Source organism: Micromonospora sp. NPDC047644, assembly GCF_040704315.1.
Lineage (GTDB): Bacteria > Actinomycetota > Actinomycetes > Mycobacteriales > Micromonosporaceae > Micromonospora.
The window spans coordinates 93,132-119,191 of sequence record NZ_JBEYSY010000019.1; the positions used below are offsets into that span (position 1 = coordinate 93,132).

The window sequence follows — 26,060 nt, forward strand, 5'->3', positions numbered from 1 at the left end:
GGCCCTGGCCGGGGCGGGGCGTCTCAGGGCTTGCCGGAGGACTGGAGGGTGGCAAAGGCGATCACGTTGTCGGCGTAGCCGGTGCGTCCACCGATGAACTGGCCACCGCAGGTGATCAACCGCAGCCCGGCGGGGCCGTCGTGGCCGTAGATGCGCTCGGCGGGCAACTGGTCCTTCGGGAAGTGCTCGACGGTGTCGACCTTGAAGATCACCGTCGACCTGTCCGCACGGGCGACCTCGACCAGGTCGCCCGGCTTGAGCTTGCCCAGGTCGTAGAAGACCGACGGGCCGCTCTTCGTGTCCACGTGCCCGACGATCACCGCGGGGCCAGGCTCGCCGGGCGTGGGGCCCCGGTCGTACCAGCCGGTCTCGTTGTGTCGTTCCAACGGCGGTACGGCGATCGAGCCGTCCCGCGCCTGCCCGACTGGTGCCACCGGCGCGGTCACCTTGATCGCCGGCACCGAGAGGCGCACCGGGCGACTGGCCGACAGCCCGACCGACTCGCTGCGGGCCGGTCGGTCACCGCCGGTCGGTGCCAGGTCGAACGGGCCGACCGAACGGCCCAGCCCGGCTCCGGTGGCGAAGACCCCGGCCAACACCAGCACCACGGCCAACGGTACGGACCAGGGGCTGCGCCCGGACGGCCGACTACGCCGGGGGGCGACGGCGGTCGGCGGACGCGCGACCACCGACGGACCGTCGGGATCCGGCGGGGGCTCGGGCCGCGACGAGCGCTCGGGACCGGGCGGACGGTCGGAGCCCGGCCAACCGTCGTCCAGCGGCAGCCGGACGTCGTCGGGTGGCGAGGCGGGACGACCGGCGAACGGCTGGCGAGCAGCGGCCGGCGGCGAAGCGGAATGACCGGGCGACGGTGGACGTGAACCGGCTGGCGGCGGCGTGGGGCGGAAGATCGTCATGGCAGCCTCAGCGACGCGTGGCGGCTCGGGGGCGGCGCAGCGCCGTCACGGCGAGGACCAGCCCGGCGATGGTCAGTGCCGCGCCGCCGGGTAGCAGCAGCTTGCCGGTCATCCCACCGGTGCTCCCGCCGAAGCCGGTGGCCGGACCACGGCTGGGCTGCACGGGGACCTTCTTGACGACCTGGAGCATTGTCGAGGCGGTCTCGCCGTCGCGGCACTCCAGCTTGACCCGGTAGTTGCCGGGGCGGGTGCGCTCGCGGACCATCGGCGCGGCGGTGAGCACCCCGCGCTGCGGCTGCACGCCGACCGCCCCGAAGGCGTCGGAGACCACGGTGGCGCCGACCGAGTTGTCCCGACAACTGGCCCGGATGCCGACCAGGTAACCGGGCTGCACGGTGCTGGGGCTCACCTCGACGAAGATGTCCACGGCCGGAGTCGGTTGGGGCGCTCCGCCGGGCGGCCCCCCGGGCTGCGGCGCGGGCGCGACGGCAACAGCCCGCTCAGGCACGGACGCGACAGCAACACCCTGCTCAGGCGCGGGCGCGACGGCAACAGCCCGCTCAGGCACGGTGAGAACGGCATCAGCCCGCTCAGGCACAGGAAAGACGGCGACGACAGGCTGGGAGGCGGCGACGGCAGGCTCAGCGGCGGCGAAGGCGGGCGCGGCGGCGAGCAGGGGGCCGGCCAGCACGGTCACCAGCGACAGGGTCACGACGCCGCGGGTCACTGTCACGATGCCCCCTTCCGACGCCGTGCGGCCGTGTCGGGCAGCGGAGCACCCGACCTGCCGTACCAGTTGGATCCTCTCATTTCCGGTCGCACATCACATCCGATCCGCCGGCGGCGTCGCGTACGCTCGTCTGGCTGTGACCGCCACCGACCATGACCCCGCCGTCCCGCCCGCGAGCCGGACGATCCGCACGTTCCACCCCCGCCGGGGTCGGATGAGCGACCGGCAGACCGACGCGCTGAGCCGGCTCTGGCCCGCGTACGGCCTGGATGTGCCGGACGGACCTGTGCTGCCCGTCGACCTCGCCGACCTGTTCGGTCGTCGGGCGCCCGTGGTGCTGGAGATCGGCTCGGGCATGGGCGACACCACCGCTGCGATGGCTGCCGCCGACCCGGATCGAGATTATCTGGCGGTCGAGGTGCACACGCCGGGAATCGCCAACCTGCTGCACCTGGTGGAGCGCGGTGGCCTGCGCAACGTACGGGTGGCGGAGGGCGACGCGTTGTCCCTGGTCAACGGCTTGCCCGCGGGTGTGTTGGACGCCGTGCACGTCTTCTTCCCGGACCCGTGGCCGAAGTCCCGCCACCACAAGCGGCGGATCATCCAGCCGACGCACGTGGCGCTGCTGCGGTCCCGGCTGCGCCCCGGCGGGACGCTGCACTGCGCGACCGACTGGGCCGAGTACGCCGAGGCGATGCGAGAGACCCTCGACGCGGACCCGGAGCTGGTCGACGCGTACGGCGGCTTCGCGCCACGGCCGGCGCACCGACCGGTGACGAAGTTCGAACGTCGGGCGATCACTGCCGGTCGGCCGGTCGCCGACCTGTTGTACCGCCGACGGTGACCGACGAAACGCCCGAACCGGAACGCGGCGGGGCGTTCGGGATGCCCGGACGGGGGTCCGGTGCGGACCGGGTTGGCGTACCGGGGCATGATCCAGGCACCATGGACAGGCTATGACGCTCACCGCCGCGCTGCCGACAAGCGCCGACCCCGACACCCTCTTCGACGCGTTCGCCGGCTGGGCGAAGGAGCGCGGCCTCGACCTCTACCCCCATCAGGAAGAGGCGGTCATCGAGATCGTCTCCGGCGCCAACCTGATCATGAACACGCCCACCGGCTCGGGTAAGAGCCTGGTGGCGATCGCCGCGCACTTCGCGGCCCTCGCCGACAGCCGGACGACCTTCTACACCGCCCCGATCAAGGCGTTGGTGTCGGAGAAGTTCTTCGCGCTCTGCGAGGTCTTCGGCGCCGAGAACGTCGGCATGCTCACCGGCGACGCCAGCGTCAACGCCGACGCCCCGATCATCTGCTGCACCGCGGAGATCCTGGCGAACCTGGCGCTGCGCGAGGGCACCAAGGCCGACGTCGGCCAGGTGATCATGGACGAGTTCCACTTCTACGCCGAGCCCGACCGGGGCTGGGCGTGGCAGGTGCCGATCATCGAGCTGCCGCAGGCCCAGTTCATCCTGATGTCCGCCACGCTCGGAGACACCACCCGTTTCGTCGACGACCTGACCCGGCGCACCGGGCGGCCCACCGCCGTCGTGCGCTCGGCGGAGCGGCCGGTCCCGCTCATCTTCTCGTACGCGATGACGCCGCTGCACGAGACGCTCGAGGAGCTGCTGGAGACCAAGCAGGCCCCGGTGTACGTGGTGCACTTCACCCAGGCCGCCGCCCTGGAACGCGCTCAGGCGCTGACCAGCGTCAACGTCGCCACCCGCGCCGAGAAGGACATGATCGCCGAGGCGATCGGTGGTTTCCGGTTCACCGCCGGCTTCGGCAAGACGCTGTCCCGGCTGGTCCGGCACGGCATCGGCGTGCACCACGCCGGCATGCTGCCCAAGTACCGCCGCCTGGTGGAGACCCTCGCCCAGGCCGGCCTGCTGAAGGTCATCTGCGGCACCGACACCCTCGGCGTCGGCATCAACGTGCCGATCCGCACCGTGCTCTTCACCGGCCTGTCCAAGTACGACGGGGTCCGGACCCGGCTGTTGAAGAACCGGGAGTTCCACCAGATCGCCGGGCGGGCCGGCCGGGCCGGCTACGACACCATCGGCCGGGTCGTCGTGCAGGCACCCGAGCACGTCATCGACAACGAGAAGGCCCTCGCCAAGGCCGGCGACGATCCGAAGAAGCGGCGCAAGGTGGTCCGCAAGAAGCCGCCGGAAGGTTCGATCGGCTGGGGTCAGCCCACCTTCGACCGGCTCGTCGACGCCGAGCCCGAGCCGCTGACCTCCAGCTTCCAGGTCAGCCACTCGATGCTGCTCAACGTCATCGGCCGGCCCGGGGACGCGTTCACCGCGATGCGGCACCTGCTCACCGACAATCACGAGGAGCCCGCCGCGCAGCGCCGGCACATCCGCCGCGCCATCGCCATCTACCGGGCGCTGCGGGCCGGTGGTGTCGTCGAGGAGCTGCCCGAGCCGGACGAGACCGGCCGGCGCATCCGGCTCACCGTCGACCTCCAGCTCGACTTCGCCCTCAACCAGCCGCTCTCCCCCCTCGCGCTGGCCACCATCGAGCTGCTCGACGCCGAGTCCCCGTCGTACGCCCTCGACGTGCTGAGCGTGATCGAGTCGATCCTCGACGACCCACGGCAGATCCTGTCCGCGCAGCAGTTCAGGGCCCGCGGCGAGGCGGTCGCCGCCATGAAGGCCGAGGGCATCGAGTACGAGGCGCGCCTCGAACTGCTCGACGAGGTGACCCACCCGAAGCCCCTGGCCGAGCTGCTGGAGGCCGCGTACGAGATGTACCGGCAGGGGCACCCCTGGGTGGCCGACCACCAGCTCTCCCCCAAGGCCGTCGTCCGCGACATGTACGAGCGGGCCATGACCTTCACCGAGTATGTGCAGTTCTACGGGCTGACCCGCTCGGAAGGTCTCGTCCTGCGCTATCTGGCCGACGCGTACAAGACGCTGCGCCAGACCGTGCCGGAAGATGCCAAGACCGAGGAGCTGATCGACCTCATCGAGTGGTTGGGCGAGCTGGTCCGCCAGGTCGACTCCAGCCTCATCGACGAGTGGGAACGGCTACGCAACCCGTCCGACGTGGCCGAGGTCGCGCAGGCGCACGCCGCCCTGACCGACCGGCCACCGGCGGTGACCCGCAACGCGCGGGCGTTCCGGGTGCTGGTGCGCAACGCGCTGTTCCGACGCGTCGAGTTGGCCGCGCTACGCCGCTGGGACCTGCTGGCCGAGTTGGACGCCGAGGACGGCTGGGACTACGACGCGTGGGCCGACGCCCTGGCGCCGTACTTCGAGGCGTACGACTCGATCGGGGTCGGGCCGGACGCCCGCGGCCCGGCGCTGCTCATGATCGAGCAGGGCCGGGAGCGGTGGACCGTACGCCAGATCTTCGACGACCCGGACGGCGACCACGACTGGGGCATCAGCGCCGAGATCGACCTGGTGGCCTCGGACGAGGTCGGCGCGGCGGTCGTACGGATCACCGACGTCGGCCAGCTCTGACCCGCCGGTCGGCGCGGTGCCGACCGGCAGTGCCCGGCCAAGGACCGAACAGCGCGGGGGTACGCCGGGCGGCCACGTCCTCGATCCAGCCGAACAGCAGCACCGCCCCGGCGGTCAGTAGGCACACCCCGGTAAGTCGCAGCGCGACCGAGGCCACCGAGTTGTACGGGAGCACCGGCGCGAGCAGCAGGAACATCCCGAGGCTGGCCGGGATGTGCCACAGGTAGATGGTGACCGCTCGGGCGTTGACCACCCGGAGTACGGCACCCAGCGGCACCCGGCCGACCAACCGGGGCTGCACCCTGAGCAGCACGGCGACGAGCGCCATCGACCACAGTGTGGTGCCACCCGCGATGTGGTTGAGGTCGACGGCCCGGCCGGTCATCATGGCGGCCACCACCCAGGTGCCACCCACCCCGGCGAGGCCGGCAACGAGGCAGCCGTACCAGCGCCACGGGACGCGGTGCAGCAGCCGATCATGGTGGGCGAAGCCCAGCAGCCAGCAGGACAGGTAGGCGGCGACGAAGTAACCGGCGTGCACACCGCCGAGGTGCATTCCGACCGGCAGCGCGGTGGCGACACCGATGCTGGGCCAGGGCCAACGGCGGAACAACCACAGCAGCACCGGCGAGAGCAGCACCAACCACAGATAGGTGACGACGTACCAGAGCCCGATGTGGAACACCCAGGCCCAGGACTGCCCTCCCACCGGCGGCACCCGCAGGGGTAGCACCCACCAGAGCAGTTCAGCCCAGCCGGCCACGCCACTGGGCGACGGACGCCACCGGACGGAGAGCACCACCAGTGCGATCGCACCGAACGCCCAGTACGGCAGCAGCAGCCGGCGCAGCCGCCGACGCACGGCCGGCGGACCGTGCCGGTCGAGCGACGCCGCCATCAACGAACCGGCGATGCCGAACATCAGACCCATCGCCGGCACCAGCAGGCTCAGCCAGATCCATCCGGTGACGTGGAAGATCACGACGCGGACCAGGGCGATCGTCCGCAACAGGTCCAGGTAGCGGTCCCGCCCGTGCGCAAGGTCGGCGGACTGGGCGGCGCGCGCCGCCGTACCCCTGCCAGGGATGACGACCCTGGACGCCTCACCGATGACCACAACGCACAATAACGCCACAACTAAGACAAATTTTCCTACATCGCGAACGCGAGTAACGCGCGTGGCCGGCTGCCGGTGGACTGTCCCTCCGCTCAGCCAGCGGCCCCTGAGGACGACGATCTATCGAAGGACGAGAAGGTCGAGGGCGTCGACGACTGGGCCCGATTCGGTTCGAGCGGCGAGGTGGAGTCGAGCCAGACCGGCGGCGTACTCGTTGTCGGTGATCAGTTGTAGGGGCGTGTGCGCTTCCCGGCGCATGGTGGCCGCGACGTCACGAAGCGACGGCGCGGTGGTCTGCGGAACCTGTTCGAGTGAGACCGTCGTGAAGCCAGCGGCAGCGAAAGCCGCTCCGACGTCGCGCACGCTGGGGTAGGTGTTCAACACGCGGATGGCCTCGGGAAAGAAGCGGAACAGTGTGATGTCGTGGTGGCGACCGGCGAAGGCGGAGCGGATCAGCACCGGGCCGCCGGGACGCAGCACGCGGCGCAGCTCACCTGCGGCAGCGCCCAGGTCGGGCACGTGGTGGATGACGGTGGACAGCCAGGCCGCGTCGACACTGCCGGCGGCCAGCGGGACGTTGGCAGCGTCTCCAGCCAGCACCTGAGGGTGCAGGCAGCGGGCTCGCATGGCCTCGGCCGGCTCGACGGCGACAACGTCAATGCCGTCGTACCAGTGGGTGAAGGTCTGCGCCCACGCGCCGGTGCCCGCGCCGAGGTCGAGCAGACGGGTGCCGGGTTGAGGGTTGAGGTGGCGGGTCACCGCTTCACGCCAGCCGGCGAGCGCCTGGTCGGACAGGTGGCGGGTGGCCTCGAACGCTGCCGCCTCGTGGCTGTTGTAGGCGATGCGAGCCATGTCACTGACCCAACCGCTTCGGCGCCGGCCGCGGCAAGGATGGATGCTGTGATTCACATTCGACGGTCGGCGGGAATGGCTCCTTCGGCTGGCGGTCATCCCGCCAACACGTACGACTATCCACGGGCCGCAGGAGTCGATCGCTGCCACCGCGTCGGCCAAGTTCCCGTGGACCGGCCACCTTCGGCTGGACCGGACAGACCCCTCAACTTCGCTGGGCAATGTCAGACCTGTCGATTAGAATGTATGTACTAATCGAGTTCCTGACCTGGGAGGACGCCCGTGACCGCGCCCGCCTCCACGCCCCTCACCCCCTACGCGACACTGCTCGGTTTCACCCGCTACGTCGACCGCACCGGCCCCACCAAGGCGACCTTCGTGGGCGGGCTGCGCAAGCAGCGCGCCAGCCGGTCCGGCTTCAACCCGCACGGCCAGTTCGTCAAGGCGCTCAAGGCCGACATCGCCTTCCACACCGGCGGCACCCACCTGGCCGGGGTGGCCGACATCGTCAAGCCCCGATGGCGCCCGCTCTACCAGGCGCTCGTTCCCGGTGCCACGACCTGGCTGCGCTCCCTCGGCGAGCCGACCGCCGTCGATCTCGCTCAGACCCGCGACGCCCTGGCCATGCTGGGCGACCTGCCCGTGAAGATCAACCCCCACTTCGGGGTACGCCACGCCGACGGCCGCGCCGAAGCGGTCCGCCTGCACTTCGACGAGGCCCCACCGAGTGAGGAATCGGTCCTCGCCACGCTGCACCTGATGGCCCGACACATGGACGCGGTGCTCCCGCACGCCGAGCCGGTCCTGGTCGACGTCCGCCGCGGCCTGGCCCACCGCATGCCCACCGACGCCAAGCCCGACCAGATCGAACGGTGGCTCTCCGGCGAAGCCGCCGCCTTCCGCGCAATCTGGTCCACCGCCGCCTAACCCCACTCCTCCTCACTAACTCAGCCCTCCCACCGCGCTCACTCCGCCCAAGATCCGCGCAACTTCGGGGATGCTGCTGTCTCGCGTCGCGAGGAGGCAGCAAGAACAGCGAAGTTACGCGGATCTTTGGCGTTCCGGCCCTGGTCCAGGGTTATCCACAGGGGCTGCGGGCGAATGCGGACGCCGGTCATGGTGTCTGACATGCCTGTTCCCCCACGACGACCGACGAGCCTGCAAGGACGCGTCTTTCGCGGCTCCCGCGTCGTTGCCCAAGGCCTGTTGACCCAGACGGAGCTACGCAGCAGGGCGTGGCGTCCGCTGTTCCGGGATGTCTATGCCGATGCCCAGCTGGTGGTCACCCACCGCACTCGTTGTGCCGCCGCGGCACGGTGGGTTCTGCCACCGGGTGCAGCGATCGCTGGTCGCAGTGCGGCGGCGCTCTACGGCGCGGCGTCGGTCGCCGACCACGAGCCCATCGATGTGCTCGTGCCCGCCGGCAAGCGGTTCGGTCCGGTCTCCGCGTGCACACCAGCGCAATCACCGCGACCGACGTTGCCATACGTCAGGGCATCCCGCTGACCACGCCGACGCGTACCTGTTGGGACCTTGCACAGTGGCTACCAACGGAGGACGCCGTCGCAGTCATAGACCGCCTTGCCAGGCAACGGCTGGTGGACCTCCCTCGACTGCGCGCGGACTGCCGAACATGGATCGGCAACCGGGGTTGGAAACGGATGGCGCGTGTGGCTGAGCTGGCGGACGCGGGCGCGGAGTCGATCCCAGAGTCCCGGCTCCGCGTGCGGATAGTGCTCGCCGGGGTGCCGACGCCCGTGACGCAGTTCGTGGTCGAGCGCGAGGGGAGGTTCGTTGCCCGTCTCGATCTGGCGTGGCCGCACCTCAAGGTCGCCGTCGAGTACGACGGGTTGTGGCATGACGATCCGGAGCAGTTCCATCGAGACAGACGCCGCCTCAACCGCCTGCTCGGTGAGGATTGGATCGTCCTGCACGTCACCGCGAAGCGGTTCCGCGAGGACTTCGACGGCTTCCTTGCCGAACTACGTCAAGCCCTACGGTCCCGCTCCCGCTGAGCCTGTCTCGGCCCTCCGGACCCACCTGCGCCAAGATCCGCACAACTCCAGGGATCCTGCTCCCTCACCAGCTCGTGAGGCAGCAGGATCCCCGAACTTGCGCGGATCTTGGGTCGGCCTGGGTGCGCGACGTGCAGCCCGCGGGGTGCGCCTTCGTGCGGGTGGCGCGGGGGTGTCAGGCGGCGGGGAGGTACTTGGTCAGGTCGTCGAGGATCTTGTTGGCGGCCCCGACGCCGATGCCGGTCATCCAGACCTCGTCGGAGACCGGGTAGGCCTTGCCGGCCTTGACCGCGCCGAGGCCCTTCCACAGCGTCCCGCCGGCGACCTTGGTCTGCTCGGCGGCGGCCTTGTCGCCGTACGCGGTCACGAAGATGACGTCACCGTCGACCTCGTTGATCCGCTCGGGGCTGACCAGGTCGAAGCGCTTGTCCTCCTTGTTGGCGAGCAGTTGCCGCTCGGGGCGGCCCAGGCCGGTGTCGCCGATGACGATGCCGGAGAACGAATCCGGCCCGTACACCCGGATGTTGCCGGGCAGGAAGCGCACGATGGAGACCTTGCGCGCGGCGGCGTCGCCGAGCGTCGCGCCGAAGTCCTTGGCCCGCTTCTCGTACGTGGCGAGCAGATCCTTGGCCTGCTGCTCGCGGCCGAGCGCCTTGCCGTCGAGGAGGAGGTTGTCCTTCCAGGTGATGCCCACCTTGTCGGTGAACACGGTCGGCGCGATGGCGGCCAGCTCGTCGTAGAACTTCTCCTGGCGGAACTTGCTGCCGAGGATGAGGTCCGGCTTCAGCGCGTTGATCGCCTCCAGGTCGGGCTCGGTGAGCACCCCGACCTCCTTGATGCCGGCGAGCTTGTCCGCGCCGAAGTACGTGGGCCAGCTCTTCGCCTCCCCGGCGGTGGCCGCGCCGACCGGCGTGATGCCCAGCGAGAGCGCCGTGTCGATCTTGTCGGTGTCGAGCACGACGACGCGCTTGGGCTCGGCCGGGACCTTGGTGGTGCCCATGGCGTGGGTGATCTCCCGGGTCTCCCCGGTGGTGGAGCCGGCGACCGGGTCGCTCTTACCGCAGGCGGTGAGGCCGGCGCCGAGGGCGACGGCCGCGGCGAGAGCTGCGACGAGACGACGCATCAGAGTCCTTTCGAGGGGTGCGAGCCGGCGAGCGGGTTGGCCGCGTCGCCGGTGGAGGGTCGGGCGTCCGGTACGGACGCCGTCGACGAATCGGGGTCCCGCGCGTCGGCGGACGCGTCGACCGGGACAGACGAACCGGGGTCCCGCGCGCCGGCGGACGCGTCGACCGGGACAGACGAACCCGGGTCCCGCGCGCCGGCGGACGCGTCGACCGGGACAGCGCGAGTCTGAGCATTGCCGCCGGTGTAGGCGGGCACCACCAGGGGTGCGCCGGTCACCGGGCAGGGCACGACCACGCAGGCCAGCCCGAAGACGTCGCGGACCAGGTCGGCGGTGAGGATCTCCCGGGGCGGGCCGGCGGCGACCACCGCGCCGGCGCGCATGGCGACCAGGTGGTCGGCGTAGCGGGCGGCCTGGTTCAGGTCGTGCAGCACGGCGACCACGGTGCGGCCACGCTCGGTGCGCAGCCGGTGCAGAAGGTCCAGCACCTCCACCTGGTGAGCCAGGTCGAGGAAGGTGGTCGGCTCGTCCAGCAGCAGGGCGTCGGTGTCCTGGGCCAGTGTCATGGCGATCCACACCCGTTGCCGCTGACCGCCGGAGAGGCTGTCAACCGGTCGGTCGGCCAGGTCGGTGACGTCGGCGAGGGCCATCGCCTGGTCCACCGCGGCGCCGTCCTGCGCCGACCACTGCCGCCACCACCGCTGGTAGGGCTGTCGGCCGCGCCCGACCAGGTCCGCCACCGTGACGCCCTCGGGCACCAGCGGGCTCTGCGGCAGGACCCCGAGGCGGCGGGCGACCTCCCGGGTCGGCAGGTCACGGATGGCGGTGCCGTCCAGCAGCACGGTGCCTCGGCGGGGAGTGAGCAGCCGGGCCATCGTGCGCAGCAGGGTGGACTTGCCGCACGCGTTGGGTCCGACGATCACGGTGAAGGCGTCGGTGGGCAGGTCGAGGTCGAGCCCGTCGAGCACTGTCCGCTCGTCGTAGCCGGCGACCAGGTCGCGGGTGGAGAGCATCAAACGACTCCTTGAGGCGTCACGACGACCGCCGCCGGCCGCGCAGCAGCAGGAAGATCAGGTACGGGCCGCCGATCGCGGCGGTCAGCACACCGGCGGGTAGCTGGGTGGGTGCGAACAGGCGCCGACCGGCCAGGTCGGCCAGCACCAGCAGGAGGGCACCGAGCAGCGCCGCGCAGACCAGCGGTGGGCGTTCGGCGCGTACCAGCCGACGGGCCACCTGCGGGGCGACCAGCGCCACGAAGTCGACGGCGCCGACCTGGGCGGTGACCATCGCGGCGACGAGCACGCCGGTGCCGGCGAGGCCGACCCGGCGGGCCACCGGACGCAGCCCGACTCCCCGGGCGGTGTCGTCGTCCAGGGCGGTGCTGTTCAGCGACCAGCCGGCCCAGGCCAGCACCGGCAGCAGCACCAGCAGGGTGCCGGCGATCCAGGCGGCCTCGGTCCAGCCCTTGCCCGCCAGGGTGCCGATCAGCCAGATCTGCGCGCGCAGCCCGTCGATCGGGTCGGCGGTGAGCATGACCACCTCGGTGAGCGCCCGGAACCCGAACGCGACAGCCACCCCGGCGAGCACGAACCGTTGCGCGGCCAGCCCGTGCCGGGCGCCGAGGGCGAACAGCAGCACCGCCGCGAGCAACCCGCCCACCAGCGCGGTGGGCGCCACCAGCACCGCGGCCATCCCGCTGGTCAGGGCCACGGTCGCGGCGAGGCCGGCGCCCTGGGTGATGCCGATGACGTCCGGGCTAGCGAGTGGGTTGCGGGCCACGCTCTGGATCAGCGTGCCGGCCACGCCGAAGGCGGCGCCGGCCGCGGCCGCCAGCACGACCCGGGGCAGCCGCAGGTCGAAGACCACGAGGTCGTACGGGGTGCCGGCGCCGGAGAGGGCACGCAGCACGTCGGCCGGGGCGACGTACGGGGTGCCCAGCGAGAGGCTGAGCACGACGGCCAGCAGGAGTAGCACGGTCAGCACGGCGGCCACCAGCACCGCGCGTCGGCGGATCAGCAGGCTGACCGGGCCGAGCCGCAGCAGCGACCGCCCGGGCAGTTGGGCGGTGGTCACGCTGTCACCACCCGGGCGCGGCGGACCAGCACGGCCAGCAGTGGCGCACCGATCAGCGCGGTGACGATACCGGCCGGGATTTCGCCGGGCGGAGCGACCAGCCGACCGGCGATGTCGGCGGCCAGCAGCAGCGCCGGGCCGAGCAGGGCGGAGACGGCGAGCGTCCAGCGGTGGTCGGCGCCGACCAGGGCGCGGGCCAGGTGCGGCACGGCCAGCCCGACGAACGCGACAGGTCCGGCGGCGGCCACCGCGGCACCGGTCAGCAGCACGGCGGCGAGACCACCGCCGAGGCGGACCAGACCGATCCGGTGGCCGAGGCCACGGGCCACGTCGTCGCCGAGGGCCAGCGCGTCCAGGCCCCGGGCCACCAGGGCGGCGAGCACCAATCCGACGAGGACGAACGGCAGCACCTGCGCGGCGACCGACAGGTCCCGTCCGGCCAGCCCGCCGACCACCCAGAAGCGGTACTCCTCGAAGGTGCGGGCGTCGATGCTGAGCAGCGCGTACACCCCGGAGGCCAGGCTGGCGTCGAGCGCCGCGCCGACCAGCGCGAGGGTGACCGGGCTGGCGCCCTCGCGGGCGCGGGTGGCGATGGCGAAGACCAACAGCCCGGCGATCAGGGCCCCGGCGATGCCGAACCAGACGTACCCGGCGAGCGTGCCGACGCCGAAGACGGAGATCGCGAGCACCACCCCGAACGACGCGCCCGCGCTGATGCCCAGGATGCGCGGCTCGGCGAGGGGGTTGCGGGTGAGCGCCTGGAACAGCACCCCGGCAACGGCGAGCGCGAGCCCGACGGCGAGACCGAGCGCGGTCCGGGGCATCCGCAACTCCCGGACGATGGTGCTGGCGTCGCTGCCGTCCGGGGCGACGAGCGCGTGCCAGACCTGGTCGACGCCGAGTTGTCGGCTGCCGAGCGCGAAACTGGCCAGCACGGTGAGCAGCAGCACCAGCCCGGCCCCGACGGTGACTGTCACCCGACGCCCGGTGCGGGTGCTGGCCCGACTACGGGTCGGCCGGCTGGCGAGGGCGGTCACGAATCTCCTGCACGATCGGGCTTAGGTTCGCCTAACCTTAGCCGACCTGCGAAAAGGTGCCTAACCGGCGTCGGTCGATGCCGTATCCGACACCTCCGGCACCCCCCGTGGCGACTCCGGGACGTCACCTGAGCCGCCGTCCCCGGCCGACGCGCCACCGCGCGGCAGGACGTTCAGCGGTCGCATCATCTCGTTGTCCTCGTGCTCCAGCAGGTGGCAGTGCCACGCGTAGCGACCCGGCAGGTCGAAGCGCGCCTTGATGCGGGTCACCTCCCACGGGTACGCGAGCACCGTGTCCAGCCACCCCCGGTCCCCGGGGCCCGGCAGGGACCGCCCCGAGCCTCCCCGGCCGAGCAGCTCGAACTGCACCTGGTGCAGGTGGACCGGGTGCACGTGCCGGGTGAAGTTGCGCACCTCCCACACCTCGGTGTCGCCGAGCAACGGCTGCTCGGTCACCGGGTCGCTCCAGCGCAACGGCAGACCCCGGCCGCGCTCGTCGAGCACGCCGAGCAGCATGATCATCGACCCGCCGGACATCCGCTCGTTGAGCGACAGTCGGCGTACCCGCTGGGCCGGGCCGAGCCGCGGGTGTGCCGGCAGCCGTAACTGCTCCGGTGGCACGCTGGTATCCGCGCCGGCTGTGTCGGTGACCACGAAGCGCAGCACCTGCCCGGTGGTGTGCGGGTCGGCGGGGTCGAAGTCCACCCCGGGCCGACCGCCGCCGTACATCCCGTCCGGCCCCTCGTTGACCAGGTACAGCTCGGTGCCGGCCGGCACGTCGGTGAAGTCGACGATCGCGTCGACCCGCTGGGCCGGGCCGAGGGGCACCCGCTCGTGCGGCACCGGCTCGGGCAGGAGACCGCCGTCGCTGCCGATCTGCCAGACCGGCAGCACCGGCCGGGCCGGCCGCGCGGTGGCGTGGGCGGCCACGCTGAGCAGCAGGAACCGGCTGTTGCAGCCGTTGAGCAGCCGGAACCGGTAGCGCCGACGCTGGACCGTCAACGAGGGCCAGGTGCGGCCGTTGACGACGATCGTGGAGCCGGAGAACCCGGGCACCCAGGTCGGTGGCCCGTCGCCGCCGGAGTACCTCGACGGATAGCGCAGCTCACCGTCGGCGGTGAAGCTGCGGTCCTGGATCATCAGGGGAATGTCGTGGTACGAGGCGTTCGGCGGAACGTCGCGGGTCGGCGCCGGGCCGGGCAGCACTCCCCGCGGCAGCTCGTCCCCACCACCGAGCAGGTAGAACCCGGCCGGCCCGGCGTAGACGTTCTCCCGGGTGAGCCCGAGCGCGTGATCGTGGTACCAGAGGGTGCACGACCGCTGGTCGTTCGCGTACTCGAAGGTGGCCGAGCCGGGCGCCCAGCGCAGGCCGGACCGATCGGCGAACCGGGACCGGAACTCCCGGTACGCGCTGCCGGACACGGCGAAGTCGGGCGGCAGGTCACGGGCCACCGGCAGGTACCACGCCTCGGAGTGTCCGTCGCTCTCCTGCGTGCTGTGCGCACCGTGCAGATGCACCACCTGGGGCACCGGGCCGCGATAGCCCCGCGGGCTGCCGTCCCACTGCCCGTGGTGGTCCCGGTGCTCGATGCCACCGGCCGGGTTGGCCCAGTGCAGGGTGGGGTCCACCGGCAGCAGGTGCGGCAGGTAGTCGCCCCGGTCGTCGACGAGCTGGTTGACCCAGGTCACGCGCACCGGGCGGCCGACCCGCGCCATGATGGTGGGCGCCGGGTAGCCGAAACTGCCGGGGTGGGCGGTGGAGCCGTAACCCCACACCGTGGTACGCGGCCACGACGGCGGCAGGATCTGCTGGCGGAACTGTCGCACCGCGATCTCGTACGTGTCGCGCTCCGGATCGGCGACCACCGTCGGCATGGCCGGGGGGATCCGCAGCGGCGTGACGTACTTCGGGAGGTCCCGGGCGTCCAGCGGCGCGACCGCGGCGAGCGCCCGGCCCGAGACCGCCCAGCCCATCGGGATCAGCGCCGCCGCGCCGCCGGTGGCACCAGCCGCGAGCAGCCGACGTCTGGTGACCATGCCGCACCTCCCAATCGCTGCGAACCCCGATACGAGAATGAGATTCGCGGACGACCACAGGACGGACAGATGGCGGATGACACCCAGAAGAGGGACATTCGCGTCATAGGGTGTGGGCATGCGATTCGACCAGCACACGGTCGTCCTGCTGACCCGACCGTCGGATCCGCCGGAGCTGCCGCAGGACGCGATCGACAGGCTGCGGGACGCGCACCTGGCCCACCAGGCGGGGCTCGTGCAGCAGGGCCTCGTCCTCGCGGCCGGGCCGTTCCTGCATCCCGACGACGATCAACTGCGGGGCTTCGTGGTGCTGTCCATCGCCCCGGACGAGGCCCGCACGCTGTTCGCCAACGACCCCGCCGTGCGGGCCGGTCGCCTGGTCGCGCGGGTCACGTCGTGGCTGCTTCCGGAGGGCACCCTGCGGTTCGAGAGCGTGCCGGTGCCGCAGTCGATGCTGGAGGCGGCCTCCGGGGACTGACCCGGGCCGGTCAGCCGGCCGAGCCGCTGTCGGTCTCCGCCGGCAACTCCCCGATCGGGACCACCCGCGGGGCGTCCACCGGGCCGACGACCACCCGCAGGTCCGGGAAGTAGTCCCGCAGCACCTGCCGGCACCGGTCACAGGGCGCGACCACCTCGCGGCCACGGTCGGCGACGGTGACGATCGTCTCCAGCGCGGTGACGCCCTGGGTGGCGGCCGTGCCGATCACGACGAGTTCGGCGCAGGCCCCTCCGGTGGCGTGCCGCACGTTCACGCCGGTGAAGACCCGCCCGTCCGCGGTCCGGGCCGCCGACGCGACAGTGTGGTGCTGGCTGCGGCAGCGCAGCTTGGAGACCGCCGTGGCGGCCTGCACCAGGGCGCGGTCGGTGTCACGCATCTCCAGCACGGCTCCCCCAACGCTCGACGTCGGCCGCCAACTCTAGGGCGCGCTCGTGAGCGTCAGGGGACCGGAGGCAGCCACCGGGAAGCCGGCCGCTCGGTAACCCAGGGGCGCTGCGCCGCCGGGCTGCCTATCCTTGGGCACGACATGCAGAATCCAACCGCCTCCGTCGCGTCCGACCCCGTTCGCGAGCTGCACCGCCGCCTCACACCTCTGATGTTCCGCGACCAGCGCCGGCTCCAGCGGCGACTGGACGGCGCCCGCAAGCTGCGCGACCCGCAGCGTCGGGAGGCGGCGCTGACCGAGATCACCGCCGACCTGGTCCGGGCCGAGCAGCGGCTCGCCGCCCGGCAGGCGGCGGTGCCCGTGATCACGTACCCGGTGGGTCTGCCGGTCAGTGAGCGCAAGGACGACATCGCCGCTGCCATCCGCGATCACCAGGTGGTGATCGTGGCGGGCGAGACCGGCTCCGGCAAGACCACCCAGATCCCCAAGATCTGCCTGGAGTTGGGGCGCGGGGTGCACGGCCTGATCGGGCACACCCAGCCCCGGCGGTTGGCCGCCCGGACGGTGGCCGACCGGATCGCCGACGAGCTGGGCACCGAGTTGGGCGACGTGGTCGGCTACAAGGTGCGCTTCACCGACCAGGTCAGCGAGCGCAGCCTGGTGAAGCTGATGACCGACGGCATCCTGCTGGCCGAGTTGCAGACCGACCGGATGCTGCGCCAGTACGACACGCTGATCATCGACGAGGCACACGAGCGCAGCCTCAACATCGACTTCATCCTCGGGTACCTGCGGGAGCTGTTGCCCCGACGACCCGACCTCAAGGTGATCATCACCTCGGCGACCATCGAGACCGACCGGTTCGCCCGGCACTTCGCCGGGCCACCCACCGCCGACGAGCCCGACGGTGTGCCCGCCCCGGTGGTCGAGGTGTCGGGGCGCACCTACCCGGTGGAGGTGCGCTACCGGCCCCTCGTCGAACTCGCCGAGGGTGAGGAGGACGGCGACGGCGACGAGGAGACCGTCCGCGACCAGATCCAGGCGATCGGCGACGCCGTCGAGGAGTTGGCCGCCGAGGGCCCCGGCGACATCCTGGTCTTCCTCAGCGGCGAGCGGGAGATCCGGGACACCGCCGACGCGCTGGGCAAGCTGGTGCAGACCAAGCGATCGCTGCTCGGCACCGAGATCCTGCCGTTGTACGCGCGGCTCTCCTCCGCCGAGCAGCACCGGGTCTTCGCCACGCACTCCTCGCGCCGGGTGGTGCTCGCCACCAACGTCGCGGAGACCTCGCTGACAGTGCCCGGCATCAAGTACGTGGTGGACCCGGGCACCGCCCGCATCTCCCGCTACTCCAGTCGGCTCAAGGTGCAGCGGCTGCCGATCGAACCGGTCTCCCAGGCGTCGGCCAACCAGCGCAAGGGCCGGTGCGGCCGTACCTCGGACGGCATCTGCATCCGCCTCTACGACGAGCAGGACTTCGCCTCCCGGCCCGAGTTCACCGACCCGGAGATCCTGCGGACCAACCTGGCGTCGGTCATCCTCCAGATGACCGCGATCGGGCTCGGCGACCTCGCCGCGTTCCCGTTCATCGACCCGCCGGACAAGCGCAACATCACCGACGGCGTCAACCTGCTGCACGAGCTGGGCGCGTTGAACCCGACCGAGGCCGACCCGGCGAAGCGACTCACCGCGCTCGGCCGGCGGCTGGCCCAGTTGCCGGTCGACCCACGCCTGGCCCGGATGGTGGTCGAGGGCGAACGCAACGGCTGCGCCACCGAGGTGCTGGTGATCGCCGCCGCGCTCTCCATCCAGGACCCACGGGAGCGGCCGGCGGAGAAGCAGGCCCAGGCGGATCAGGCGCACGCCCGGTTCGCCGACAAGGAGTCGGACTTCGTCGCCTACCTCAACCTGTGGCGCTACCTGCGCGAGCAGCAGCGGGAGCTGTCCTCCAGCGCGTTCCGCCGGATGTGCAAGGCGGAGTACCTGAACTACCTGCGGATCCGCGAGTGGCAGGACATCGTCAGCCAACTGCGCCAGGTGCTGCGTACCCCGGCCGACGGCGACCGGCGCGGTGGGCGGCCGGCGCGCGACAGCTCGGACGACGCGGACGCCGGCCGGGGCCGCCGGGGTGGTTCGGACCTGCCGGAGGAGATCGACACCCCGAAGGTGCACCAGTCGCTGCTGCCCGGCCTGTTGTCGCACATCGGCCTGAAGGACGCCCAGAAGCACGAGTACCTGGGGGCGCGAGGCGCGAAGTTCGGGATCTTCCCCGGGTCGGCGTTGTTCAAGAAGCCGCCGCGTTGGGTGATGGCCGCCGAGTTGGTGGAAACCTCCCGGCTGTGGGGGCGCATCGCCGGTCGGGTCGAGCCGGAGTGGGTCGAGCCGCTGGCGCAGCACCTGGTCAAGCGCAGCTACAGCGAACCGCACTGGGAGAAGAAGCAGGCCGCGGTGATGGCCTACGAGAAGGTCACCCTGTACGGCGTTCCGCTGGTCAGCTCCCGAAAGGTCACCTTCGGGCGGATCGACCCGACGCTGAGCCGGGAGCTGTTCATCCGGCACGCCCTCGTCGAGGGCGACTGGCAGACGCACCACCAGTTCTGGGCGGACAACAAGCGGCTGCTGGCCGAGATCGAGGAGTTGGAGAGCCGCGCCCGACGCCGGGACATCCTGGTCGACGACGAGACCATCTTCGGCTTCTACGACCAGCGGATCCCGGCCGACGTGTCCTCCGGGCGGCACTTCGACAGCTGGTGGAAGAAGACCCGCCGCGAGCAACCCGACCTGCTCACCTTCACCCGCGACCTGCTGATCAACGACGGCCGACCGGGGGTGGACGAGGACGACTACCCGGACGAGTGGCAGGCCCACGGGGTGAGCCTGCCGCTGACCTACCGGTTCGAGCCGGGCACACCGGACGACGGCGTGACAGTGGACATCCCGCTGCCGCTGCTCAACCAGGTGCCGGCGGAGACCTTCGACTGGCAGGTGCCGGGGCTGCGCGAGGAGACGGTCATCGCGCTGATGCGCTCGCTGCCCAAGGCGATCCGCCGCAACTTCGTCCCGGTGCCGGACTACGCCCGGGCCGCCCTGGCGGCGATCACTCCCGGCGAGGAGTCGCTGCTGGACGCGCTCACCCGGCAACTGCGCCGGATGACCGGAGTGACAGTGCCCCGCGACGCCTGGGAGCCCGGCAAGCTCCCGGCGCACCTGCGGGTGACGTTCCGGGTCCTCGGCGACGACGAGAAGCCGGTCGCCGAGGGCAAGGACCTGCCGGCCCTGCAACGCCAACTCCGCCAGGAGGTACGCCAGGTGGTGGCGGCCGCCGCGCCGGAGGTGGCCCGCACCGGGCTGCGCGAGTGGAGCATCGGCACGCTACCCCGGACCATCGAGCAGGTCCGCGCGGGTTACGCGGTCACCGCGTACCCGGCGCTGGTCGACGAGGGCGCCACGGTCGGGGTGAGGGTGTTCGACTCCCCCGCCGAGGCGGAGGCGGCGCACTGGGCCGGCACCCGCCGGCTGCTGCGGCTCACCGTGCCGTCCCCGGCGCGGTTCCTGCAGGGGCGGCTGGACAACGAGGCGAAGCTGGCGTTGAGCCGCAACCCGCACGGCGGCGTCCAGGAGTTGATCGAGGATGCGGCGGGTGCCGCCATCGACCGGCTGATCGGTGTGGCCGGCGGGCCGGCCTGGGACGCCGACGGTTTCGCGGCCCTGCGCGAGAAGGTCCGCGCCGACCTGGTCGACACGGTGGTCGAGGTGATGGACCGGGTCCGCAAGGTCCTCGCCGCCGCGTACGCCGTCGAGCAGCGGCTCGGCGCGACCCGCAACCTCGCCGTGGTGGCGGCGCTGGCCGACATCCGCAACCAGCTCGCCGGGCTGGTGCACGCCGGTTTCATCACCGAAACCGGGTACGCGCGCCTGCCCGACCTGCTGCGCTACCTCACCGCCATCGAGCGTCGGCTGGAGCGCCTCGGCGGCAACCCGCAGCGCGACCGCCAGCAGCAGGACCGGATCGCCGTGGTGCAGAAGGAGTACGCCGACCTGCTGGCCAACCTGTCGCCGGCCCGCCGCCAGGAGTCGGCCGTCCGGCAGATCCGCTGGATGATCGAGGAGTTGCGGGTGAACGTCTTCGCTCAGGCGCTGGGCACCCCGTACCCCGTCTCCGAGCAGCGGATCTACCGGGCGATGGACGACGCCGAGGGCCGCTGAGCCGGGCCGGGGGCCACCGACCTGCTCGGGACGGCGGCCCCGTTCGGCCTCCTCGCGGCGGCGGTCCCCGGCGGGTCAGGTCAGCGGCTCGACGCCGGGGGGCAGCTCGCCGAGGTTGATCGCCGACTGGATGTAGTCGAGCAGGATGCGCCGAAGCTCCCGACCGGCGTGGGTGGGGACGACGTCGCGCCGGCGGGCCACCGCGATGGTCCGCCGCACCCCGGGCGGGGCGAGCGGGGTGATCCGCACGCCCGGCCGGCGGGCCAACACGATGCCGGGCACCAGAGCGATGCCGAGTCCGGCCTCGACGAAGCTGAGCACCGCGTCCATCTCGCCGCCGTCCACCGCGAAGGTGGGTTCGAAGCCCGCCTCCCGACACGCCTGGATGGTCGCGTCGCGCAGGTCGTACCCCTCCCGGAACATCACCATCGGCTGGTCCCGCAGGTCGGTGATGCGCAGCTCCCCGGTCGTCGACGCGGTGGGCACCTCCCCCACCGAGGCCACCACCAGGCTCTCCCGCAGAATCGGGTCGACCCGCAGCCCCGGGTCGGCCCCCTGTGCCGGCATGATGATGAGGGCCAGGTCGAGGTCGCCGCGGAGCAGGTCGCGGACCAGGTCCTGCGAGCCTCCCTCCTCGACGCGCAGGTCGACGGTGGGGTGCGCGTCGCGGAACCGGCGCAGCACCGGCGGGGCGAGCGAGGTCGCCAGGCTGGGGGTGGCCCCGAGCCGGACCCGGCCCCGACGCAACCCGACCAATTCCTGGACCTCCCGGGTCGCGGTCTCCACGTCGGCGAGGATCCGGGTGGCCAACGGCAGCAGCACCTCACCCGCCGCGGTGAGGGCGATGTTGCCCCTTAGCCGCTCGAACAGCGGGGCTCCGAGGTCGGCCTCCAGAGCGTGAATTTGCTTACTGAGAGAAGGCTGGGTGATGCCGACAAGATCGGCGGCTTGGGTGAAATGTCGTACTTCGGCCACCGCGACGAAGTACCGAAGCTGATGGAGCTGCATCTACATAGCTTACGGCTATCAACACTGCGAGTTTGATGCATTGGACGACTGATCGAAGTGCTCCTAGCGTCGGTCCTGTGGTAATCACGAAGACTCGGTCGCCCATCCGCTCGAACGTCGGTCTCAAGGCCGTCATGGCGGTGACGGGCATCCTGCTGGCGCTGTTCCTCATCGCCCACATGCTCGGCAACCTGAAGGTGTTCACGGGGGAGACCTCGTTCGACCACTACGCGCACTGGCTGCGCGACATCGGCAAGCCACTGCTGCCCGGCGTCTGGTTCCTGTGGATCCTGCGCACCGTACTGGTCGTGGCGGTCGTCGCCCACATCGTGGCCGCCACCGTGCTGGCCCGGCGCGCCCGCGCCGCCCGCCCGGTCAAGTACGCCCACCGCAAGAAGGTCAACGGCAGCTACGCGGCCCGCACGATGCGCTGGGGTGGAGTGATCATCCTGCTCTTCGTGATCTACCACCTGCTGGACCTGACCACCGGCACGCTGAACCCGGTCGGCGACGAGAGCAAGCCGTACGGCAACGTCGTCGCCGACTTCGCCCCGGAGCGCTGGTACGTCACGCTCTTCTACACCCTCGCCATCGTCACGGTGGGCTTCCACCTGCGCCACGGCGCGTTCAGCGCGTTCCGCAGCCTCGGCCAGCAGACGCCGCGCGGCGAGCGCCGGGCGCGTACCGCGGCTCTGGTCTTCGCCGTGCTGCTCTGCGCCGGGTACCTGGTGGTCCCGTTCGCCGTACTCACCGGATTGGTGTCCTGACATGGAACTCTTCACCGAGGGCGACCCGATCGCCGACACCAAGGCACCCGCCGGCCCGGTCGAGAAGCGTTGGGAGACCCGGCGCTTCGAGGCCAAACTGGTCAACCCCGCCAACCGCCGCAAGATGACGGTGATCGTGGTCGGCACCGGCCTGGCCGGCGGCTCCGCCGCCGCGACCCTGGCCGAGCAGGGCTACCACGTCAAGTCCTACTGCTACCAGGACAGCCCGCGCCGGGCGCACTCCATCGCGGCCCAGGGCGGCATCAACGCGGCGAAGAACTACCGCAACGACGGCGACTCCGTGCACCGGCTCTTCTACGACACCGTCAAGGGCGGCGACTTCCGCTCCCGGGAGTCGAACGTGCACCGGCTCGCCGAGGTGTCCGTCAACATCATCGACCAGTGCGTGGCCCAGGGCGTGCCGTTCGCCCGCGAGTACGGCGGCCTGCTGGACACCCGCTCCTTCGGTGGCGCCCAGGTGCAGCGCACCTTCTACGCCCGGGGCCAGACGGGCCAGCAGCTGCTGCTCGGCGCGTACCAGGCACTGGAGCGGCAGATCGGCCTGGGCAACGTGGAGATGAACACCCGGCACGAGATGCTGGAGCTGGTCCTCGTCGACGGCAAGGCCCGCGGCATCGTCGTCCGGGACATGGTCACCGGCGAGATCAGCACCGAGATGGCCGACGCCGTGGTGCTCGGCTCCGGCGGCTACGGCAACGTCTTCTACCTCTCCACCAACGCCAAGGGCTGCAACGTCACCGCCACCTGGCGCGCGCACCGCAAGGGCGCGTACTTCGCCAACCCGTGCTACACGCAGATCCACCCGACCTGCATCCCGGTCTCCGGCGACCACCAGTCGAAGCTGACCCTGATGAGCGAATCGCTGCGCAACGACGGCCGGGTCTGGGTGCCGAAGACCAAGGGTGACGACCGCAGCCCGAAGGACATTCCGGAGGACGAGCGGGACTACTACCTCGAGCGGATCTACCCCTCCTTCGGCAACCTGGTCCCCCGCGACATCGCCTCCCGCGCCGCGAAGAACGTGTGCGACGAGGGGCGGGGGGTCGGGCCGACCAAGCTCGGCGTCTACCTCGACTTCGCCGACGCGATCGGCCGGCTGGGCCGCAAGGCCATCGAGGCCAAGTACGGCAACCTCTTCGAGATGTACGAGCGAATCACCGGCGAGGACCCGTACGAGGTGCCGATGCGGATCTACCCCGCCGTGCACTACACGATGGGCGGCCTCTGGGTCGACTACGACCTCCAGTCGAACATCCCCGGCCTGTTCGTGATCGGCGAGGCCAACTTCTCCGACCACGGCGCGAACCGGCTCGGCGCCTCGGCGCTGATGCAGGGCCTCGCCGACGGCTACTTCGTGCTGCCCACCACCATCGCCAACTACCTGGCCTCCGGCGGGCTGGACAAGGTCGACGCCACCCACCCGGCGGCGATCGAGGCGCGCACCGACGTCGAGGACCGGATTCGGCGGCTGCTCGCTGTCGACGGCGACCGGACCGTGGACTCGTTCCACCGGGAGCTGGGCCAGATCATGTGGGAACACTGCGGCATGGAGCGCAGCGAGGCCGGGCTGCGCAAGGCGATCGACGAGATCCGTGCCCTGCGCGAGCAGTTCTGGCAGCGGGTCAAGGTGTCCGGCACCGGCGAGGAACTCAACCAGTCGCTGGAGAAGGCCGGCCGGGTGGCCGACTTCTTCGAGCTGGCCGAGCTGATGTGCATCGACGCCCTGCACCGCGAGGAGTCCTGCGGCGGCCACTTCCGGGCCGAGCACCAGACCCCCGACGGTGAGGCGCAGCGCGACGACGAGAAGTTCGCGTACGTGGCGGCCTGGGAGTTCACCGCCGACGGCGAGCCCTCGGTGCTGCACAAGGAAGACCTGAAGTTCGAATACGTCCACCCCACGCAGCGGAGCTACAAGTGAACCTGACCCTGCGCATCTGGCGCCAGAAGGGCCCTGAGGACAAGGGTCGGATGGTGACCTACCCGGTCGACGACGTGTCCCCGGACATGTCGTTCCTGGAGATGCTCGACGTGCTCAACGAGCGGCTGATCCTCGCTGGCGAGGACCCGGTGGCGTTCGACCACGACTGCCGCGAGGGCATCTGCGGCATGTGCGGCCTGATGATCAACGGTGACGCCCACGGACCGCAGCGCGGCACCACGGCGTGCCAGCTGCACATGCGGCAGTTCTCCGACGGCGAGACGATCGACATCGAGCCGTGGCGGGCCAGCGCCTTCCCGGTGGTCAAGGACCTGGTCGTCAACCGGAGCGCCTTCGACAAGATCATCGCCGCTGGTGGCTACGTCACCGCGCCGACCGGCAGCGCGCCCGAGGCCCACTCCACCCCGGTCGCCAAGGCCAACGCCGACGCCGCCTTCGAGTCGGCCGCCTGCATCGGCTGCGGCGCCTGCGTCGCGGCCTGCCCGAACGGCTCCGGCATGCTCTTCACCGCCGCCAAGCTCACCCAGCTCTCCCTGCTGCCGCAGGGCCAGCCGGAGCGGTACACCCGGGTGATCGGCATGGTCGACGCGCACGACGAGGCCGGCTTCGGCGGCTGCACCAACGCCGGCGAATGCACCCCGGCCTGCCCGAAGGGCATCCCGCTGAACACCATCGGCCGGCTCAACCGCGACTACCTCACGGCCACCGCCAAGGGAGCGAACAACACACCCGGCTCCTGAGCTGCGCCAGACCGCCGTACCCCGGGCTCTTCTCGGGGTGCGGCGGTCTGCTGTTCAGCCCTCGCGGGGTTCGCCGTCGGTGGCTGCCCCGGCGGGGGTCCGGTCGGATGTCGTGGTGCCTTGATTGACTGGGCCGATGCAGATCGAGGCAGTTGAGGAGATCGCCGCGGCCCTGGACAGCAGGGTCGTGTCGACATCCGTGTTGGCGGGCGGTTTCTCTCATGAGACCCGCCTGCTCACGCTTGCCGACCGTCGGGCCGTCGCCCGGTTCGGCGGAACGGATCCGGCGGTTGAGGCGGGGGTCATGGACGTCGCCCGCCGGTACGTGCCGGTCCCGGAGGTCCTGTTGGTCCTGCCCGCCGGAGACGGGCGGGTGCGACCCGCCATGGTCATCGAGTACGTGGACGGCGTCGTGCTCAGTGACGTGCTCGCCAGGGGTGATCTCGGGCGGCCGGAGGCGGGTGAGCTGGGGGCCGAGGTCGGACGGGTCGTCGCGCGGGTCGCTGGCGCGAGGTTCGACCGACGGGGTTTCTTCGTGGACGGGGATCTCACCGTCAAGGAGGAGCGTCCCTGGTCGCAGCAGCTGGTGGAGGTCGCCGAGGAGTGCATGGCCGCGGTTCCCGACAGCCGACTCGACGGCGGGACACGTCGTGCCTGGGTGACGTTGTGCACGGCGCACGCGACGGCATTGGAGAGCGTCGACCACCAGACCCGGCTGGTGCATGCCGACGTCAACCCGAAGAACATCCTGGTCTCCCGGGAGGGCGGCGGGTGGCGGGTGGATGCGCTGCTCGACTGGGAGTTCAGTTACTCCGGATGCCCGTACGGTGATGCCGCGAACATGGCCCGGTTCGGCGCTGACTATCCCGCCGGGTTCCTGGGCGGCTTCCAGGCGGGCTTCGTCGAACAGCAGCCGGCAGACCTGCCCCTGGTGCGGAACTGGACCTACCTGGGGCGGGTCCTGGACATGTTCGCATTGAGCGATCTGCTGACCCGCCCGGTGGGGCACGCCGTCGCCGACCAGGCCGCCGAGCAGGTCCGGCGGTGGGTGCGGCATGGCGTACCGGACCGTGTCTGACCTCCGTCCGAGACGGGGGCGGGACACGCAGCCGGTTCAAGTGCCC

At 71.4% G+C, this 26,060-nt stretch carries 20 protein-coding genes and 1 pseudogene; 10 read left to right on the forward strand and 11 right to left on the reverse strand.

Going from position 1 to position 26,060, the window contains the following annotated elements; all coding sequences use genetic code 11:
* Positions 1 to 23: 23 nt before the first annotated feature.
* Positions 24 to 689: a class F sortase gene (locus AB0877_RS27570; RefSeq protein WP_366612476.1), complete on the reverse strand. Its 666-nt coding sequence runs from the start codon at positions 687 to 689 to the stop codon at positions 24 to 26.
* Between the two features lie 235 nt (positions 690 to 924).
* A complete protein-coding gene (locus AB0877_RS27575) occupies positions 925 to 1,653 on the reverse strand; it encodes a hypothetical protein (protein ID WP_366612513.1) in 729 nt (242 codons plus the stop codon).
* 208 nt (positions 1,654 to 1,861) lie between these two features.
* Here AB0877_RS27575 and trmB point away from each other — a divergent pair, with 208 nt between their 5' ends.
* Together trmB and AB0877_RS27585 are read left to right on the forward strand one after the other, a co-directional pair.
* Positions 1,862 to 2,491 carry a tRNA (guanosine(46)-N7)-methyltransferase TrmB gene (trmB, locus tag AB0877_RS27580; protein ID WP_366612514.1) on the forward strand — a complete coding sequence of 210 codons (630 nt, stop codon included), beginning with the start codon at positions 1,862 to 1,864 and terminating at the stop codon, positions 2,489 to 2,491.
* Positions 2,492 to 2,603: 112 nt separating this feature from the next.
* The gene (locus AB0877_RS27585; RefSeq protein WP_366612477.1) at positions 2,604 to 5,117 is read left to right on the forward strand and encodes a DUF3516 domain-containing protein; all 2,514 of its coding nucleotides are present in this window, start codon (positions 2,604 to 2,606) and stop codon (positions 5,115 to 5,117) included.
* On the opposite strand, the gene AB0877_RS27590 is transcribed toward AB0877_RS27585, so the two are convergent.
* Complete coding sequence (locus AB0877_RS27590; protein ID WP_366612478.1) at positions 5,095 to 6,234, reverse strand: acyltransferase; 1,140 nt, start codon at positions 6,232 to 6,234, stop codon at positions 5,095 to 5,097. The genes AB0877_RS27585 and AB0877_RS27590 overlap by 23 nt on opposite strands.
* 120 nt (positions 6,235 to 6,354) lie before the next feature.
* Positions 6,355 to 7,086 (reverse strand): class I SAM-dependent methyltransferase, encoded by a 732-nt coding sequence (locus AB0877_RS27595; protein ID WP_366612479.1) that lies wholly within the window; start codon positions 7,084 to 7,086, stop codon positions 6,355 to 6,357.
* A gap of 282 nt (positions 7,087 to 7,368) precedes the next feature.
* On the opposite strand from AB0877_RS27595, the gene AB0877_RS27600 reads away from it, so the two are divergent.
* Both AB0877_RS27600 and AB0877_RS27605 read left to right on the forward strand, forming a co-directional pair.
* On the forward strand, positions 7,369 to 8,013 hold the full coding sequence (locus AB0877_RS27600) for a hypothetical protein (RefSeq protein WP_366612480.1): 645 nt from the start codon (positions 7,369 to 7,371) through the stop codon (positions 8,011 to 8,013).
* A 743-nt stretch (positions 8,014 to 8,756) separates the two neighbouring features.
* Complete coding sequence (locus AB0877_RS27605) at positions 8,757 to 9,101, forward strand: hypothetical protein (RefSeq protein ID WP_366612481.1); 345 nt, start codon at positions 8,757 to 8,759, stop codon at positions 9,099 to 9,101.
* 175 nt (positions 9,102 to 9,276) lie between these two features.
* Here AB0877_RS27605 and AB0877_RS27610 read toward each other — a convergent pair whose 3' ends face one another.
* The 5 genes and pseudogenes from AB0877_RS27610 to AB0877_RS27630 form a co-directional block, all read right to left on the reverse strand.
* Positions 9,277 to 10,224: an iron-siderophore ABC transporter substrate-binding protein gene (locus AB0877_RS27610; protein WP_366612482.1), complete on the reverse strand. Its 948-nt coding sequence runs from the start codon at positions 10,222 to 10,224 to the stop codon at positions 9,277 to 9,279.
* 248 nt (positions 10,225 to 10,472) lie between these two features.
* Positions 10,473 to 11,237: pseudogene (locus AB0877_RS27615) on the reverse strand (ABC transporter ATP-binding protein); the annotation flags it as partial.
* Between the two features lie 19 nt (positions 11,238 to 11,256).
* Positions 11,257 to 12,297, reverse strand: coding sequence for an iron ABC transporter permease (locus tag AB0877_RS27620; protein WP_366612483.1), 1,041 nt, complete (start codon positions 12,295 to 12,297; stop codon positions 11,257 to 11,259).
* The gene (locus tag AB0877_RS27625) at positions 12,294 to 13,334 is read right to left on the reverse strand and encodes an iron ABC transporter permease (protein WP_366612484.1); all 1,041 of its coding nucleotides are present in this window, start codon (positions 13,332 to 13,334) and stop codon (positions 12,294 to 12,296) included. Before AB0877_RS27625 ends, AB0877_RS27620 begins: the two co-directional genes overlap by 4 nt.
* Before the next feature lie 60 nt (positions 13,335 to 13,394).
* Positions 13,395 to 15,371: a multicopper oxidase domain-containing protein gene (locus tag AB0877_RS27630; RefSeq protein ID WP_366612485.1), complete on the reverse strand. Its 1,977-nt coding sequence runs from the start codon at positions 15,369 to 15,371 to the stop codon at positions 13,395 to 13,397.
* 118 nt (positions 15,372 to 15,489) lie between these two features.
* Here AB0877_RS27630 and AB0877_RS27635 point away from each other — a divergent pair, with 118 nt between their 5' ends.
* On the forward strand, positions 15,490 to 15,849 hold the full coding sequence (locus AB0877_RS27635) for a YciI family protein (protein WP_366612486.1): 360 nt from the start codon (positions 15,490 to 15,492) through the stop codon (positions 15,847 to 15,849).
* A gap of 10 nt (positions 15,850 to 15,859) precedes the next feature.
* Here the strand turns inward: AB0877_RS27635 and AB0877_RS27640 are convergent, their stop codons facing one another.
* Positions 15,860 to 16,246, reverse strand: coding sequence for a cytidine deaminase (locus AB0877_RS27640; protein WP_366612487.1), 387 nt, complete (start codon positions 16,244 to 16,246; stop codon positions 15,860 to 15,862).
* A 150-nt stretch (positions 16,247 to 16,396) separates the two neighbouring features.
* Between AB0877_RS27640 and hrpA the strand changes: the two genes are divergently transcribed.
* Positions 16,397 to 20,461, forward strand: a complete 4,065-nt coding sequence (gene hrpA, locus AB0877_RS27645) for an ATP-dependent RNA helicase HrpA (protein ID WP_366612488.1) — start codon at positions 16,397 to 16,399, stop codon at positions 20,459 to 20,461.
* A 75-nt stretch (positions 20,462 to 20,536) separates the two neighbouring features.
* Here the strand turns inward: hrpA and AB0877_RS27650 are convergent, their stop codons facing one another.
* Positions 20,537 to 21,469 carry a LysR family transcriptional regulator gene (locus AB0877_RS27650; RefSeq protein WP_366612489.1) on the reverse strand — a complete coding sequence of 311 codons (933 nt, stop codon included), beginning with the start codon at positions 21,467 to 21,469 and terminating at the stop codon, positions 20,537 to 20,539.
* Positions 21,470 to 21,504: 35 nt separating this feature from the next.
* Here AB0877_RS27650 and AB0877_RS27655 point away from each other — a divergent pair, with 35 nt between their 5' ends.
* The 4 genes from AB0877_RS27655 to AB0877_RS27670 all read left to right on the forward strand — a co-directional run bounded on the left by AB0877_RS27655 (position 21,505) and on the right by AB0877_RS27670 (position 26,014).
* Positions 21,505 to 22,236 carry a succinate dehydrogenase cytochrome b subunit gene (locus AB0877_RS27655; protein ID WP_366612490.1) on the forward strand — a complete coding sequence of 244 codons (732 nt, stop codon included), beginning with the start codon at positions 21,505 to 21,507 and terminating at the stop codon, positions 22,234 to 22,236.
* Between the two features lies 1 nt (position 22,237).
* Complete coding sequence (locus AB0877_RS27660; RefSeq protein ID WP_366612491.1) at positions 22,238 to 24,175, forward strand: fumarate reductase/succinate dehydrogenase flavoprotein subunit; 1,938 nt, start codon at positions 22,238 to 22,240, stop codon at positions 24,173 to 24,175.
* Complete coding sequence (locus tag AB0877_RS27665; protein WP_355423698.1) at positions 24,172 to 24,936, forward strand: succinate dehydrogenase/fumarate reductase iron-sulfur subunit; 765 nt, start codon at positions 24,172 to 24,174, stop codon at positions 24,934 to 24,936. Before AB0877_RS27660 ends, AB0877_RS27665 begins: the two co-directional genes overlap by 4 nt.
* Positions 24,937 to 25,072: 136 nt before the next feature.
* On the forward strand, positions 25,073 to 26,014 hold the full coding sequence (locus tag AB0877_RS27670; RefSeq protein ID WP_366612492.1) for a phosphotransferase: 942 nt from the start codon (positions 25,073 to 25,075) through the stop codon (positions 26,012 to 26,014).
* Positions 26,015 to 26,060: the final 46 nt, after the last annotated feature.